Below are 16733 nucleotides of genomic sequence, written 5' to 3' on the forward strand. Positions count from 1 at the left end.
CGAAAATGAAACAACCATCCATTGTAGTTAAAGGGGCACGTGCCCATAATTTAAAAGATGTTGATATTGAAATACCTAAAAATAAACTTATAGTTATGACAGGTTTATCTGGATCAGGCAAATCTTCATTGGCTTTTGATACGATTTATGCAGAAGGTCAACGTAGATATGTAGAGTCATTAAGTGCTTATGCAAGACAGTTTTTAGGACAAATGGATAAACCAGATGTCGATACAATTGAAGGTTTATCTCCTGCGATTTCAATAGACCAAAAAACAACGAGTAAAAACCCAAGATCTACGGTTGCTACAGTTACTGAAATTTATGATTATATTCGTCTGTTATATGCGCGTGTTGGGAAGCCATTTTGCCCTAATCATGGTATCGAAATTGAATCTCAAACTGTGCAACAAATGGTCGATCAAGTATTACAACTTGAAGAGCGTAGTAAGATTCAATTACTGGCGCCTGTAGTAACTCATAGAAAAGGTGCGCACGAAAAATTAATTGATGATATTAGTAAAAAGGGATATGTACGTGTGCGTGTTGATGGCGAAATTATTGATGTTAATGAAGTGCCGAATTTAGATAAAAATAAGAATCATACGATAGAAGTTGTCATAGATCGCCTTGTAATCAAGGATGGTATTGAAACCCGTCTAGCAGATTCTATAGAAACGGCGTTGCAATTAGCTGAAGGTAACTTAATCGTAGATATTATTGGTGGCGATGAGTTAAAATTTTCCGAAAATCATGCTTGTCCCATTTGCGGATTCTCAATCGGAGAATTAGAACCACGAATGTTTAGTTTTAACAGCCCATTCGGTGCTTGTCCAACTTGTGATGGTTTAGGACAAAAACTGATGGTCGATTTAGACTTAGTCGTTCCTGATAAAGAAAAATCATTGAATGAAGGTGCAATCGTTGCCTGGGAATCATCAAGTTCAGACTTTTATCCAACATTATTAAATCGTGTTTGTGAAGTCTATAAAATAAATATGGACAAACCATTCAAAAAATTAACTGAACGTCAAAAGGATATTATTCTTTATGGTTCCAAAGATAAAGAAATTGAATTTACCTTCAAGCAACGAAATGGCCAAACGAGAAAACGTACAATGGCGTTTGAAGGTGTGATTAATAATATCAATAGACGTTATCATGATTCTCCTTCAGAACTTGTAAGAGAAATGATGAGCAAATACATGACAGAACTCACTTGTGAAACTTGCCACGGTAAACGATTAAGCCGTGAAGCCTTATCAGTATATGTGGATGGGAAAAACATTGGTGAAGTGGTAGAACGTTCAATTAAAGATGCATTGTATAACTATGAACATATCACATTGTCAGAACAAGACAGGAAAATTGCCAATCAAATTCTAAAAGAGATTAATTCGAGATTAGAATTTTTATATAATGTAGGTTTAGAGTATTTAACGTTAAATCGTGCATCTGGCTCTTTATCAGGTGGTGAAGCGCAACGCATACGTTTGGCAACTCAGATTGGTTCTAGGCTTTCTGGTGTATTATATGTTTTAGATGAACCTTCTATAGGCTTGCATCAACGCGATAATGATCGGTTAATTAGCACATTAAAAGAAATGCGCGATCTAGGTAACACTTTAATCGTTGTTGAACATGATGATGATACGATGCGTGCTGCAGATTACTTAGTAGACGTAGGACCAGGTGCTGGTGAACACGGTGGTGAAATTGTTGCTAGTGGTACGCCTAAACAAGTTATGGCAAATACAAATTCATTAACAGGTCAATATTTGAGTGGTAAGAAAAAAATTGAGGTGCCAGAATCACGTCGTGAAGTTACGGATAGAAAGATTAGTGTTAAAGGTGCACGAAGTAATAATTTGAAAGATGTTAGTGTAGACTTTCCGCTTTCAACGATGAATGTTGTTACAGGTGTGTCTGGTTCTGGTAAAAGTACATTAGTCAATGAAGTATTGTATAAGTCATTAGCTAAGAAGATTAATAAATCTAAAGTCAAACCAGGAGATTATGATGAAATTAACGGTATAGACCAACTTGATCGTATTATTGATATTGATCAATCACCGATTGGTAGAACCCCACGTTCTAATCCAGCAACCTATACTGGTGTTTTTGATAATATTCGAGATATTTTTGCACAAACGAATGAAGCAAAAGTGAGAGGTTATTCTAAAGGTCGCTTTAGTTTTAATGTTAAAGGTGGTCGTTGTGAAGCATGTAAAGGTGACGGTATCATTAAAATAGAAATGCACTTTTTACCAGATGTTTATGTGCCTTGTGAAGTTTGTGGTGGTACTAGATACAATCGTGAAACGCTTGAAGTAACATACAAAGGTCAAAACATTGCAGATGTCTTGGCTATGACTGCCGAAGAAGCAACAAACTTTTTTGAAAATGTGCCTAAAATATATCGTAAATTGAAAACATTAGTTGATGTTGGTTTAGGTTATGTTACTTTAGGACAACCGGCTACGACATTATCTGGTGGTGAAGCACAACGTGTTAAACTTGCTTCAGAATTGCATAAACGCTCTACAGGTCGTTCTATCTATATTCTAGATGAACCAACCACTGGTTTACATGTTGATGATATTAGTCGATTATTAAAAGTATTAAATAAATTGGTTGATAATGGTGACACAGTTGTTATCATCGAGCACAATTTAGACGTTATAAAAATGGCTGATCACATTATTGATTTAGGTCCAGAAGGCGGTGATGGTGGTGGCACAATTGTTGCAACAGGCACACCAGAAGATATCGCAAAAGTGAAGGGTAGCTATACTGGTCAATATTTAAAACCAGTTTTAGAAAGAGATACTGTTCAAGCATAACGTTATATTGAATAAACTTTGTAATAACATATAAAATATTAGTTACTCCATACAAGTAGACATCATCATATGTCAGAATGTATGGAGTATTTTTTGATACCTAATATTTTAATTTATTTAAACATGTTGGGTGGTCAACGCAATAATTTAAAATGATTTAAAATAAATTAAATGTTTAAATCAGTGACAGTAATTTCATTCATAAATAATATAAGGTATGATGTTTACGATAGGATTTATTTTGGACTTCTGTACTTTTTTATATAGATTATCAGTCCTTTTTGATATGATAATGACATATGTAATTTCAGGAGAAATATTAATAGAGGTGAATCTATGTTAACAACAAAGAGTTTAATTGAACGCTTTAACCTTGAGCTTATAGCTGGAGAGTCAGGCTTAAATAAACAAATAAAAAACACAGATATATCAAGACCAGGATTAGAAATGGCTGGATATTTTTCTCACTATGCATCCGACCGAATTCAGTTGTTAGGGACAACAGAGTTGTCATTTTACAACCTACTACCTGATGAAGAGCGCAAAGGACGCATGAAAAAATTATGCCGGCCAGAAACACCAGCAATTATTGTGACAAGAGATTTAGAACCGCCAGAAGAGCTTGTAGCATCAGCTAAAGAGTTTGATACACCGCTTATCACATCAACAGTTGCAACAACGCAATTAATGAGTCGTTTAACGACTTTCTTAGAACATGAGCTGGCAAGAACAACTTCATTGCACGGTGTGTTGGTAGATGTGTATGGTGTCGGTGTGCTTATAACAGGAGACTCAGGCATTGGTAAAAGTGAAACAGCACTTGAATTAATCAAGCGTGGTCACAGACTTGTCGCGGATGACAACGTAGAAATTAGAGAAATAAGTAAAGATGAATTGATTGGTAGGCCACCTAAATTAATAGAGCATTTATTAGAAATTAGAGGTTTAGGTATTATTAATGTCATGACACTGTTTGGTGCAGGTTCCATTTTGACTGAAAAGCGTTTACGTTTAAATATTCATTTGGAAAATTGGCATAAAGATAAATTGTATGACCGTGTTGGCTTGAATGAGGAAACATTGCGCATCTTAGATACTGAGATTACTAAAAAGACGATACCGGTTAGACCAGGTCGTAACGTAGCAGTGATTATTGAAGTTGCAGCCATGAACTACAGACTTAATATTATGGGCATTAACACTGCTGAAGAATTCAATGAACGCTTAAATGCTGAAATTATGCGTAACGGTAGCAACAATAAGGAGAATCAATGATGTTATTGAATTATATTGATCCAATCGCATTTGAGCTTGGTCCTATTTCGGTTCATTGGTATGGCATTATCATCGCCGCAGGTATACTATTAGGATATTTTATCGCTCAAGAAAGTGTTAAACGCATAGGTTTTGATAAAGATATATTGATTGATATCATCTTTTGGAGTGCGATTTTTGGTTTTATCGCAGCCAGAATCTATTTTGTTATTTTTCAATGGCCATACTATGCACAACATCCAATAGAAATACCAATGATTTGGTATGGTGGTATCGCTATCCACGGTGGTCTAATTGGTGGTTTTATCACAGGTATTTTCGTGTGTAAACAAAAAAATATCAATCCATTTCAAATTGGTGATGTGATTGCGCCAAGTTTGATTTTAGGACAAGGTATTGGTAGATGGGGTAACTTTATGAATCATGAAGCCCATGGAGGTCCTGTGTCTAAATCATTTTTAGAAAATATCCATATACCGGACTTTATTATTGACAATATGTATATTGATGGCCAATACTACCAACCGACGTTTTTATACGAATCTATATGGGATATTCTAGGTTTTGTTATATTAATTTCATTAAGAAAACACTTACGTATAGGTGATACTTTCGCACTATATCTTATCTGGTATTCTATAGGTAGATTCTTTGTAGAAGGTTTGCGCACAGATAGTTTAATGCTCACTGGAGACATACGTGTTGCTCAACTGATGTCTGTCGTGCTTATAGTTGCTGGAATTGTCCTTATGATAGTTAGAAGAGTGAAATATAATGCACCACGATATAAAGATGTTGGCCCTTTAACATGGTCAAAGCAAAAGGTGAAGTGATAGAATATAATGCGTGACTTAAAAAAGTTAAAAGTTGACGGTGAAAATCCGTTGTGGCATATGTATCGTTATATAAGCCGCGTCAAAATGTTTAAGCAAACAGTGATTGTTGAAGTTTGTCGCTACTTACCTAATGTGAAATTAAAGCATTGGATGTATCGCAATTTATTAAATATGAATATAGGTAGACATAGTGCATTTGCATTTAAAGTCGTACCTGATTTATTGCATCCTGAATATATCACGATTGGTGAAAACTGTGTCATAGGTTATAATACAACTATTTTGACGCATGAATTTTTAGTAGATGAATTTCGAACAGGGCATGTTGATATTGGAAATCATACGTTAATCGGAGCCAATGTAACCATTTTGCCTGGTGTAAAAATTGGGGATTATGTGAAAGTTGGTGCTGGTACTGTAGTATCTAGAGATATCCCAAATCACACATTGGCGTACGGAAATCCAATGCAACTGAAACAATGACTAAATACAGGAGGTGAACATGGATGGCGCAAAACAACAATAAAATTATTTCAATGAAGCTTGACAGTCCTTTTTATAGGAAATTAGCGGACCAAAAATATCAACAACAAGATTATAAAAAGGCAGCAGAATACTATGAAAAAGTGCTTGAAATGTCACCCCAGGAATTTGATGTTTTTGAAATTAAAGTAAAATTATCAGAGTGTCTCGCACATCTTGGTTATAACAATAGAGCAGAACATATTTTTTATGAAATGATTGCAAAGCAAGAATCAGTCATGGATAGTTACTATCAACTCAGTCAACTGAATATTACACTAAATGAAGCAAATAAAGCCTTTTTATTTGGAATGAATTACGTCATTTTAGCAGAAGATGATGATTACCAAGAAGAGCTAGAAGAAATGTTTGAAGTTACTTATAACTCAGAAGAAAAGATAGAGATTGAATGTCAATTATTTGCTGTTCAACTCATTTTTCAATATTTATTCTCACAAGGTAGACTACCTGAAGCAAGAAATTTTATTTTGAATCAAAATGAAGCGATTCAAGATCATCGAGTGGTTAGAAATTTATTAGCTATGTGTTACCTTTATCTCAATGAATATGATACTGCTAAAGTAATGTTTGAACGTTTGCTTAATGAGGACAATACTGATGTACATGCGCTTTGCCATTACACATTATTATTGTATAACACTAATGAACAAGAAAAGTATCAACGGTATTTAAATATTTTAAGTAAAGTTGTACCTATGAATGATGATGAATCATTCAAATTAGGTATTGTTCTATGTTATTTAAAACAATATGAAGCTTCCCAAAAATTGTTACAACCTCTTTATAGAAAAGGGAAATTTCTTTCTATACAAATGTATAATGCGTTGAGCCATAATCATTATCATCTCAATCATATTGAAGATAGCAAATTTTTTTGGTCCAAGTTACAAGAAATATCTAAGGTAGATGTAGGTTATGCACCTTGGGTCATTGAACAAAGCAAGTCGTACTTTAACGAGCAAGTGTTACCACTATTATTAAGTGATGATAGTCATCATAGGTTATACGGGATTTTCTTGTTAAATCAATTAAAGGGTCGTGAAGTACTACTCACACAAGATATATGGGCTGTCTTAGAAGATATGAATGATTATGAAAAACTATATTTAACTTATCTTATTCAAGGTTTACAGTTAAATAAGTTAGATTTCATTCATAGAGGCATGTTAATGTTGTATAATATTGAATATTTGAAAAATAACGCAGAATTATTTATTGTATGGATTGATAAAGCAGAGGCAATTATAGCAGAACAAGCAGATTTAACATATGTAGATGATTATGTGGCAGCTTTTGTTTATATGTATTATCGTAGTATGGATGCTAAGATTACGAAGCAACAAGTATTGGAATGGTTTGATATAACAGCTTATCGTTTGAATAAAACGATAGATTATTTGGTAAGCATATAATTTTATGAAATGCAAGAAATCGTATATAATGCGTATAATGAATTAATAAACAGGAGGCAATTTAAATGGCTGAACAAGTGGATTTTGATGTTGCAATTGTAGGCGCAGGACCAGCTGGTATGACTGCAGCCGTATATGCATCGCGTGCAAACTTAAGTACTGTAATGATTGAACGTGGTATGCCAGGTGGACAAATGGCAAATACAGAAGAAGTTGAAAATTTCCCGGGTTTTGAAATGATAACAGGGCCAGATTTATCAACTAAAATGTTTGAACATGCTAAAAAATTTGGTGCAAAATATCAATATGGTGATATCAAATCAATAGAAGACAAAGGTCAATACAAAGTTATAAATCTTGGGAACAGTGAAATTACTGCACGAGCTGTGATTATATCTACTGGTGCTGAATATAAAAAAATTGGTGTGCCAGGTGAACAAGAATTAGGCGGTCGCGGTGTAAGTTATTGTGCAGTATGTGATGGTGCATTCTTCAAAAACAAAAAATTATTTGTCATCGGTGGTGGAGATTCAGCAGTTGAGGAAGGTACATTCCTTACAAAATTTGCTGATAGTGTAACAATCGTACACCGTAGAGATGAACTACGTGCGCAAAAAATCTTACAAGATCGTGCATTTAAAAACGATAAAATCGATTTTATTTGGAGCCATACTCTAAAAACAATCAATGAAAAAGACGGCAAAGTTGGTTCAGTTACTTTAGAATCTACTAAAGATGGTGCTGAACAAACATTAGATGCTGATGGTGTTTTCGTATACATTGGTATGAAACCACTAACAGCACCATTTGAAAATTTAGGCATTACAAATGAAGTAGGTTATATTGTTACTAATGAAGATATGAGTACGAAAATACCAGGCGTATATGCTGCTGGTGACGTACGTGCAAAAGGTCTACGTCAAATCGTAACTGCAACAGGCGATGGCAGTATTGCAGCACAAAGTGCAATTTCATATATTGAAGAATTAAAAGATGTTATAGAAGCATAGGCATAAACGCGTTATTTACTGTAATTAATTAAATAATAACGAGATTCAGACAGAGCTAGAATGTACCAACCTTACACGAATCATGTAGGTTGAGCATTCTAGCTTTTTTACATAATCGCATTTTAGGGTTAAAGTATTCGCTAGTTGTGCGTTTTAGTTTTATTATGCAGATGTATGCGTGATGATTTTTAAAACGTCGTAAAGGGATGCTGTTTTCATAAATGATGTGAATCGAAAAGGAGATAAAGGTCCTTTAACATTTTTGGCAACAACTTTGTTACTTTTAAGTCAGTCTGCAATAGCAGTTAAGGTGAATTAAGTGATAAAACTACTACCAAAGTCGTTTTTCATGTAAAATATAATGTGATAGCATAGTGGTCATAAACTGACTAAGTTAAAACGATTGCGTATATGGATAAAAAATTCCAATACTATAAATGGAATATAAAAAATAATCTTTGGATGGTGTAAAGTAATGCAACGAGAAGAAAAAGAAGTGACTAAAAGTGAATTATTAGTTGTGACTGGTTTGTCTGGCACAGGTAAGTCGGTTGTAATTCAAAGTTTAGAAGATATCGGTTATTTTTGTGTAGATAATTTACCTCCAATACTATTGCCGAAGTTTGTAGAATTAATGGGTCAAGGAAATCCTTCGTTGCAAAAGGTTGCCATTGCCATTGATTTAAGAGGGAAAGAACTTTTCAAATCATTGATTAAAGAAATCGATCAAATCAAAAGCAACTCAGACATTATCGTTGATATGATGTTCCTAGAAGCATCCAACGAAAAGTTGATTTCGCGTTATAAAGAGACGCGACGTGCACATCCATTAAACGAACAAGGCCAGCGCTCATTAATTGAAGCAATTGAAGAAGAACGCAGCTTACTCGCTGAAATTCAAAGTTTAGCAAATTATACGATTGATACATCATTTATGAAACCTAAAGAGCTTCGTAAGCGCATTGGAGATTACTTTAATCAAAGTAATTATCAAACATTTAATATCAATGTAACAAGTTTTGGGTTTAAACATGGTATTCAAATGGATGCAGATTTAGTGTTTGATGTGAGATTTTTACCAAATCCGCATTATGTAGATGAACTCAGACCATTAACTGGTGAAGACGAAGCAGTATATAATTACGTTATGAAATGGAAAGCAACAAATATTTTTTATGAGAAATTAATGGATTTATTAAAATTTATGATTCCAGGTTATAAAAAAGAAGGTAAATCACAACTTGTGATAGCGATTGGTTGTACTGGAGGCCAGCATCGTTCTGTAGCTTTAGCAAAACGTATTGGTGCAGAGCTTAATGAAAATTTTGACTATAATGTATATGTGCATCATAGAGATGCTCAAATTGAAAGTGGCGTGAAACGAAAAAATGAAAAGAATTAAACTTGTACTTATTGGCGGTGGTACAGGTTTATCTGTTTTAGCACGTGGTTTAAAAGACTTCCCGATAGATATTACGACGATTGTCACAGTTGCTGATGATGGAGGTAGTACGGGGAAAATCAGAAATGAAATGGATATTCCTGCACCAGGTGACATACGAAATGTAATTTCAGCACTCAGTGATTCTGAATCAACAATTGAAAGATTGTTTCAATATCGTTTTAAAGAAAATCAAGTTGAAGGTCATTCTTTAGGCAACTTATTGATAGCTGCATTAACGAATATGAATGATGATTTTGGCCATGCAGTAAAAGAATTAAGTAAAATTTTAAATATAAGAGGTCGTGTGATACCATCTACAAATTCTAGTGTACGCTTAAATGCAGTGATGGAAGATGGCGAAATTGTTTATGGTGAATCAAAAATTCCTAAAAAAAATAAAAAAATCGAACGTGTATTTTTAGAACCAGAAAATGTAGAACCTATGGAAGAAGCGGTTGAAGCGATAGAGGATGCAGACTTAATCGTTTTAGGACCAGGTTCGTTATATACAAGTGTAATCTCAAATTTATGCGTTAAAGGTATTGCGGATTCGTTATTAAATTGTGATGCGCCTAAGCTATATGTATCAAATGTTATGACACAACCTGGTGAGACGAATCATTACACTGCCTTAGATCATGTCGAAGCAATACATAATCACATGGGTCGTCAATGTATAAACTATGCTATATGTAGTACCCAAACTTTTAACATTGATGTCTTACAACGTTATAAAGAAGATGGGGCAGTTCCAGTTAAATGCAATATGAGTGATATGGAAGCACAAAACATCAAAGTTTTTACGCACGAAAACTTGGTGGAAGTATCACAAGAAAATTATGTTCGACACAATACAGAGGTCTTGTCTAAAATGATTTACGAGATCGCTATGAGAGAGACAGAAACGATTGAATTTAAACGAGATAAATAAAATCGTAAAAAACTAAGTATTAAACTTAGATAAGAAGGGGCTGAAGATGTATGAGCTTTGCATCAGAAATGAAAAATGAACTGACTAGAATAGAAGTAGATGAAACAAATGCAAAAGCAGAGCTCAGTGCGCTTATACGGATGAATGGTGCACTCAGTCTTTCCAATCAACAATTTGTGATTAATGTTCAAACTGAAAATGCTACGACAGCAAGACGGATATATTCCTTAATAAAAAAAGTGTTTAATGTTGAAATAGAGCTACTTGTAAGAAAAAAAATGAAATTAAAAAAGAACAATATTTATATTTGTAGAATTAAAGCACGTGCTAAAGAAATTTTAGATGAATTAGGTATATTGAAAAATGGTGTCTTTACGCATGAAATAGATGAAGCGATGATTCGTGAAGATGAAATGAAAAGAAGTTATCTACGAGGTGCTTTTCTTGCGGGTGGATCAGTGAATAATCCAGAAACATCTTCTTATCATTTAGAAATATTTTCATTGTATGAAGACCATTCCGAAGGTATTACGAATTTAATGAATGAATATGAACTCAATGCTAAACATCTAGAACGAAAAAAAGGAAGCATTGCTTATTTAAAAGAAGCTGAAAAAATTTCTGATTTCTTGAGTTTAATCGGTGGCTATCAGGCATTACTTAAATTTGAAGATGTGCGTATTGTTAGAGATATGAGAAATTCCGTAAATCGATTGGTCAATTGTGAAACGGCGAATTTAAATAAAACCGTTAGTGCAGCGATGAAGCAGGTCGAAAGCATTCAACTAATCGACCAAGAAATTGGTTTAGATAATCTTCCTGATCGATTACGGGAAATAGCGAAGTTACGCATAGAGCATCAAGAAATTTCTCTGAAAGAATTAAGCGAAATGATGTCTACAGGTACAATTTCTAAATCCGGTGTCAATCATCGTTTAAGAAAATTAAACCAAATGGCTGATAAAATTCGGAGTGGTGAAACAATTGAACTTTAATCATTTGTCTGTAAAAGAAAATGGTGCTTATTACCAATGTTAAAACTAATTTTAAAAATATATTAAAATGTTATTGAAAAAAACTGCTTTTTGATATTATAATATGCTAATTAGATTTATATATGACGCCTCATATGAGGTGTCTTTTTTTAATATGTTTCAAACGGAGTTGTATTTTCTGAAGCATCAATTTACTTTGTTGACACCAAATAGATTATGACGATTAAGCGTATGCTATTGCAGTCTAAGGTTAGGTACAGCTAAGTATCATATTTAGTACAGGTCATGGCAGATAGTCTATGACATGATTAAAATTTAAATGAAATAGAATGGGAGTGAATCAATGACAGCATTAATAAAAAATCATTATAAAAGTATCATCTTATGTTTAATTGGAACGTTTATCAACGCTATAGGTGTAAATTGCTTTTTACTTGGATCAAATTTGGGTGATGGCGGTACGGTGGGTATTGCGCTAGCCTTAAAATACACTTTGGGATTTTCTCCAGCTTGGTCTTCTTTGATTATTAATACCATAGTCGTTTTTATCGGCTGGAAGTATTTAAGTAAAACAATCGCTGTTTATACCGTTATTTCAAACACGGCACTCTCATTCTTTTTACGAGTAACTGAAAATATTAATTTAGGGATAGATGATTTTGTTATAAATTCTGTATTTGGTGGTGCAATTATAGGAATAGGTGCTGGACTTGTAATTTCTACAGGGAGTACCCTTGGAGGCACATCTGTAATTGCTAAAATTATAAGTAAATACTCAGAAATGAAGACATCTCAAGGTATTTTTATTCTAGATGGCATTGTCGTCTTATCATTCTTGATGGTGTTACCATTAAAGAGTGTCTTGTTTACGATTATTATGCTATTCATTACCGAAAGAGCGACTTCATTTATAATTGAAGGCTTTAATCCTAAAAAAGGCGTTACAATCATATCTAATAAGAATGAAATCATCAGTGACAAAATTAATTCCTTTACTGGTCGGGGCTCAACTTTATTAAATGGAAAAGGTGGTTATGCAAAAACGGAAACAACGATATTATATGTTGCTGTGCCGCAATCTCAGGTGACAAGAGTGAAAAAATTAGTCAATGAAGTAGATGAAAATGCCTTTTTAGTTATTCATGATGTGCGAGATGTCTTAGGCAGCACGTTTATCAATGTAAAGTAATAGTGTTATGCTTAAGTTATTAAATATTGATAAATAAATATAAAATCATTTTCACAAAATCTTAAACGCATAAATGTTGAAATTTAAGCGTTTTGAATAACAGCGAGTTTCAAATCTACTGGTTTGGTATTTTTCAAGGTGTGAAAATAAAAAAAGACTTTCATCAACGGATAGTAAATGTCAATGAAAGCCCGAAAACTTCAATGTTCAGTTTGATGGTTTTAAGGAAGATTATCCAAAATATCCCCTCGAAGGGAATCGAACCCCTATTCTAAGAACCGGAATCTTATGTGTTATCCATTACACTACGAGGGGTAAATAACAATAATATTAGTGTACAAATCTTATAAGTGTTGGTCAACAATAATTTATAATGTTTAATGAAATTCTAAGCGTTATTTTTTGACCATATTTGACTTTTAGGTTAAAATAAATTTATCAGTTAGAAATAAGGAGGCAATATTAATGAATTTAATACCTACAGTAATTGAAACTACAAACCGTGGGGAACGTGCTTATGATATTTACTCACGTTTATTAAAAGACCGTATTATTATGTTAGGTTCACAAATTGATGACAACGTAGCCAACTCTATCGTATCACAATTATTATTTTTACAAGCACAAGATGCTGAAAAAGATATCTATCTTTACATTAACTCACCGGGTGGTAGTGTAACTGCTGGATTTGCTATTTATGATACAATTCAACACATTAAACCAGATGTGCAAACGATTTGTATTGGTATGGCTGCATCTATGGGTTCATTCTTACTTGCAGCAGGAGCAAAAGGTAAACGCTTTGCTTTACCAAATGCTGAAGTAATGATTCACCAACCACTTGGTGGTGCGCAAGGTCAAGCAACTGAAATTGAAATTGCCGCTAATCATATTCTGAAAACACGTGCTAAATTAAATAAAATTTTAGCTGAGCGCACAGGTCAATCAATTGAACAAATTGAAAAAGATACTGACCGTGATAACTTCTTATCAGCAGAAGAAGCTAAAGAATATGGTTTAATCGATGATGTTATGGTGCCAGAATCATAATATATCGCGTAAGCTAATAATGACATACAAGTAACAAAAAACAAGTCACGACAATGTACGACCATTTCTAAAATGCATGATGCATATACGATGTGGTTGACATGTGTGGCTTGTTTTTTTAATAATATTTTGAAAGTATGATTAGTGTTTATTTAAGAGATTTTGTTTGCTTTTATAAATTAAAATAATCGAAATGACTAACGTCAATAATCCAATGATTACTAAAGACATAGAAATGACGATCATAATAGCAGGTTTTTCAAATGCCAAAATACCATTGGTGATGAGGAGTAAACCTGCAATGAATAATAAGATATGGCTAATACTATCTTGTTTCATTTTTAAATAGTCCCTTTCTTAATGAACTAAATTTTCTAGTGCTAGTTTCAGATTTGGGTATTTGAATTCAAAATCTAGTGCTTCCAACTTATTAGGTAAAACTTTTTGAGTATCAAGTACAACTGTCGACATTTCACCTAAGATAAGTCTGAGTGCAAATGAAGGTACCCATGTATAGTGTGGGCGATGAACTTCTCTTGCAATGGTATAACCAAACATATTTTGATGTTCTGCAATTGGTGATGTGAAATTAAATACACCGCGTGCTTTTTCATTATTTATGGTATAGAGTATCGCTCTTGTTAAATCTTCAATATGAATCCAAGAATACCATTGTCTACCACTACCTATTTTACCACCGACATTTAAATCATAAGGTAATTTCATCAACGGTAATGCACCACCTTGATTTGATAGTACCATTCCAAATCTGCCAATAATTACTCGTGTGCCTAATGATTCAAATTGACGTGCTAAACGTTCCCACTGATATACCACTTCAGATAAAAAATCAAATGGTAATGTTTGATACAGCTCAGTATATGTACGTGTTAAATCAGGTTTGTAATAACCTACTGCGCTGGCGTTAAAGAATACAGCTGGCTTTTGCTTTCTGTTTTTAAAAAGGTCGTATAGTGCCTGAGTAGATTGTAATCGACTTAACATAATATTTTGTTTATGTGAGGAGGTCCAGCGATTATTTAAGCTAGCACCGGCTAAATTGATCACGATATCAATATCTGAAATTTGGCTTTCCCAATTCGGTTCTGACCAGTTAACATATGTGATTTTAGGATGTGATGTAGCATTGTTTTGTCTTGTTAATATCGTGATTTTGGAATCACTTTGTTGTATTGCTTCGATTAGCTGAGTACCTACTAGACCAGTACCGCCTGTAATTAGATAGTGTTTCATAGTATCACCTCATAGAATTGTAGTATGGAATCGTTCAGGCTTTAAATGCAAGTAAATCTCATAAAGAGTATGACAAAATTTATTCGAATTTTGTTCAAAAATATGTCATTTACTATGTCAAAGATGTATTTAAAATAAAATCATATGTCGTTATAATAAAGGTACCTTCGATATTAATTAATCATCTCTTAATTATTTCGAGTATACCCCATAATATACTAGCGAAGGTAAAATTTTGACTCCCTTTAGTAGAGGCCTATACGATTATCGTGTAGGCCTAATTTTTTATGATTCTTAATATACATCATTGAATCGGCAGAAATTATTTTGATGTCATTATAATAGTGTAATTGAAGTACTACATATTATAAAATAAATAAGCCGATAATGCCAAAAGCGATTAAAAACAAAAATAGCACAAGTATAAAAAGTTTATAGCGCGTTTTAATTGGGATTTTTGATTCATCATTATCATTTACGCTCATCATATGACGCAAATGGGTAGGCTTTTGTTGTGATTGATTTGATTCATTAAATAAGTCGTACTTTTTCAAAATCTAGTCACATCCTGTTATGATATTATTGATAGTAAAAGAATAATTTAAATAAAAGTATTGAAACAATATTCGAAATTAGATTAGTATTAAGTTGAAGCTACAATAAAAGTGTTGTATGTGATTATTTTACTATAGTTTGGAAATCAAAGTAACAACTACATTAAAATGTGGTTAATAAGGTTGTTTAATCAATGAAATAGTGTAAAATATAGTTCTAACATGAAGTTAAATGCCATTTGAAAATGATGATTTGATATAAATTGAAGTGAGGGGAGCATATGCCTAAGCATAATCAAAATAACAATTTTGATGACAAAGATAATAAAAAAATGAGAGGTTTCGCAAAACTCATCAGTGGATTGATTGTCCTATTACTTATAGGTGGGTTAGTTTTTGCAATTTTTGCATTCGTAGATCATTCAAATAAAGCCAATGAACGTTTGGCAGACCAAAAACAAGAAGAAAAAGACAAAAAGAAAGAAAAAACTAAGGAACAAAAAGACAAGAAAAAAGAAAAATCAACTGAAGAAACAAACCAAACACAACAAACCCAACAGACACAGCAAACACAACAAGTTCCTCAGACACAACAGACGCAACAAACCCAACAGACACAGCAACCTAGAACACAAGAAAGAAGAACTACGGAAGAAAAAGATTCACCTGAAAAAACGAAGGAAGAACGTACTACTGAAGAACGCTCAACAGAGGAAAAAACAAGCGAACCTTCAACAGAAGAAAAAACAACAGAAGAAAAGACGAGTGAACCTTCTACTGAAGAGCGCACATCTGAGCCTTCAACAGAAGAGAAGACGAATGAACCTTCTACACAACAACGCAGTACGCAACAAAATACTCAACAACGTTCAACGCAAAATAATAATTCAAACTCAGAAAAAAGTTCGCAATCATCTGATGAAGATTAAATATAAAAAGAAAATTATATTTATAGAACACGCGCTGTCACATACAGTGCGTGTTTTTTTATAAATATTAATGTGAATTAAGCACTAGAATGAAACGCAGATTATCATTCGTAGTAAGAATCATATGAAACAAAGAAAAGAATGATTAAAATAATAAGCTCACTAAATATGAAATGAATGACAAAAGCAGTATGCTTGATAAGCAGCCACCTAAACAACCAAATGGACCTAAATGACAACCAATGTGTTTGTTGTAATTAAATGATTGATATGGATTTTTTTGAGAATGTTCTTTCGTTTGTTTAAAGTAATCGTCATCTTTGTATCTTTTATCTTCTGGGTCTATAACTTCTGGGTGTTTATTGTTAGACATGTATATTCCTCCTGAAAAATAACTCATTAAATTTATATTTATTTTAAGCATAATTGGAGATTGTTTCAAAGAAACGCATGTTGATGATGGTTTAA

General features: G+C 33.2%; 16 protein-coding genes and 1 tRNA gene. 12 read left to right on the plus strand and 5 right to left on the minus strand.

The window, feature by feature from the left end:
* Positions 1-5 precede the first annotated feature (5 nt).
* From uvrA to MUA21_RS02530, 10 genes are all read left to right on the plus strand, one after another.
* Positions 6-2843, plus strand: a complete 2838-nt coding sequence (uvrA, locus tag MUA21_RS02485) for an excinuclease ABC subunit UvrA (protein ID WP_107525908.1) — start codon at positions 6-8, stop codon at positions 2841-2843.
* 336 nt (positions 2844-3179) lie between these two features.
* Entirely contained in the window at positions 3180-4118 is a 939-nt protein-coding gene (hprK, locus tag MUA21_RS02490) for an HPr(Ser) kinase/phosphatase (RefSeq protein WP_046207434.1), read from the plus strand.
* Positions 4115-4951 carry a prolipoprotein diacylglyceryl transferase gene (lgt, locus tag MUA21_RS02495; protein WP_107525910.1) on the plus strand — a complete coding sequence of 279 codons (837 nt, stop codon included), beginning with the start codon at positions 4115-4117 and terminating at the stop codon, positions 4949-4951. Before hprK ends, lgt begins: the two co-directional genes overlap by 4 nt.
* Before the next feature lie 9 nt (positions 4952-4960).
* On the plus strand, positions 4961-5437 hold the full coding sequence (locus tag MUA21_RS02500; protein ID WP_064209499.1) for an acyltransferase: 477 nt from the start codon (positions 4961-4963) through the stop codon (positions 5435-5437).
* 23 nt (positions 5438-5460) lie between these two features.
* On the plus strand, positions 5461-6909 hold the full coding sequence (locus MUA21_RS02505) for a tetratricopeptide repeat protein (RefSeq protein ID WP_046207437.1): 1449 nt from the start codon (positions 5461-5463) through the stop codon (positions 6907-6909).
* A 65-nt stretch (positions 6910-6974) separates the two neighbouring features.
* Positions 6975-7919 (plus strand): thioredoxin-disulfide reductase, encoded by a 945-nt coding sequence (trxB, locus tag MUA21_RS02510; RefSeq protein WP_046207438.1) that lies wholly within the window; start codon positions 6975-6977, stop codon positions 7917-7919.
* Positions 7920-8394: 475 nt separating this feature from the next.
* A complete protein-coding gene (rapZ, locus tag MUA21_RS02515) occupies positions 8395-9321 on the plus strand; it encodes an RNase adapter RapZ (protein ID WP_262561746.1) in 927 nt (308 codons plus the stop codon).
* Entirely contained in the window at positions 9308-10294 is a 987-nt protein-coding gene (gene mgfK, locus MUA21_RS02520; protein ID WP_262561747.1) for a gluconeogenesis morphogenetic factor MgfK, read from the plus strand. The genes rapZ and mgfK overlap by 14 nt, the downstream gene beginning before the upstream one ends.
* 50 nt (positions 10295-10344) lie before the next feature.
* Positions 10345-11289, plus strand: coding sequence for a DNA-binding protein WhiA (whiA, locus tag MUA21_RS02525; protein WP_262561748.1), 945 nt, complete (start codon positions 10345-10347; stop codon positions 11287-11289).
* A gap of 343 nt (positions 11290-11632) precedes the next feature.
* A complete protein-coding gene (locus MUA21_RS02530; RefSeq protein WP_262561749.1) occupies positions 11633-12478 on the plus strand; it encodes a YitT family protein in 846 nt (281 codons plus the stop codon).
* A 243-nt stretch (positions 12479-12721) separates the two neighbouring features.
* Here the strand turns inward: MUA21_RS02530 and MUA21_RS02535 are convergent.
* Positions 12722-12793: transfer RNA gene (locus MUA21_RS02535), tRNA-Arg, on the minus strand.
* A 150-nt stretch (positions 12794-12943) separates the two neighbouring features.
* Here MUA21_RS02535 and clpP point away from each other — a divergent pair.
* Positions 12944-13528: an ATP-dependent Clp endopeptidase proteolytic subunit ClpP gene (gene clpP, locus MUA21_RS02540; protein WP_046207443.1), complete on the plus strand. Its 585-nt coding sequence runs from the start codon at positions 12944-12946 to the stop codon at positions 13526-13528.
* 141 nt (positions 13529-13669) lie between these two features.
* On the opposite strand, the gene MUA21_RS02545 is transcribed toward clpP, so the two are convergent.
* The 3 genes from MUA21_RS02545 to MUA21_RS02555 all read right to left on the minus strand — a co-directional run bounded on the left by MUA21_RS02545 (position 13670) and on the right by MUA21_RS02555 (position 15336).
* Positions 13670-13867, minus strand: a complete 198-nt coding sequence (locus MUA21_RS02545; protein WP_107525914.1) for a hypothetical protein — start codon at positions 13865-13867, stop codon at positions 13670-13672.
* Between the two features lie 18 nt (positions 13868-13885).
* Complete coding sequence (locus MUA21_RS02550) at positions 13886-14782, minus strand: TIGR01777 family oxidoreductase (RefSeq protein WP_107525915.1); 897 nt, start codon at positions 14780-14782, stop codon at positions 13886-13888.
* Positions 14783-15147: 365 nt separating this feature from the next.
* Entirely contained in the window at positions 15148-15336 is a 189-nt protein-coding gene (locus MUA21_RS02555; RefSeq protein WP_046207446.1) for a hypothetical protein, read from the minus strand.
* Positions 15337-15617: 281 nt separating this feature from the next.
* Here MUA21_RS02555 and MUA21_RS02560 point away from each other — a divergent pair, with 281 nt between their 5' ends.
* Positions 15618-16265 (plus strand): DUF4887 domain-containing protein, encoded by a 648-nt coding sequence (locus MUA21_RS02560; protein ID WP_262561751.1) that lies wholly within the window; start codon positions 15618-15620, stop codon positions 16263-16265.
* A 145-nt stretch (positions 16266-16410) separates the two neighbouring features.
* Here MUA21_RS02560 and MUA21_RS02565 read toward each other — a convergent pair whose 3' ends face one another.
* A complete protein-coding gene (locus MUA21_RS02565) occupies positions 16411-16638 on the minus strand; it encodes a hypothetical protein (protein WP_107525916.1) in 228 nt (75 codons plus the stop codon).
* Positions 16639-16733 lie beyond the last annotated feature (95 nt).

Source organism: Staphylococcus ureilyticus (assembly GCF_025558845.1).
Lineage (GTDB): Bacteria > Bacillota > Bacilli > Staphylococcales > Staphylococcaceae > Staphylococcus > Staphylococcus ureilyticus.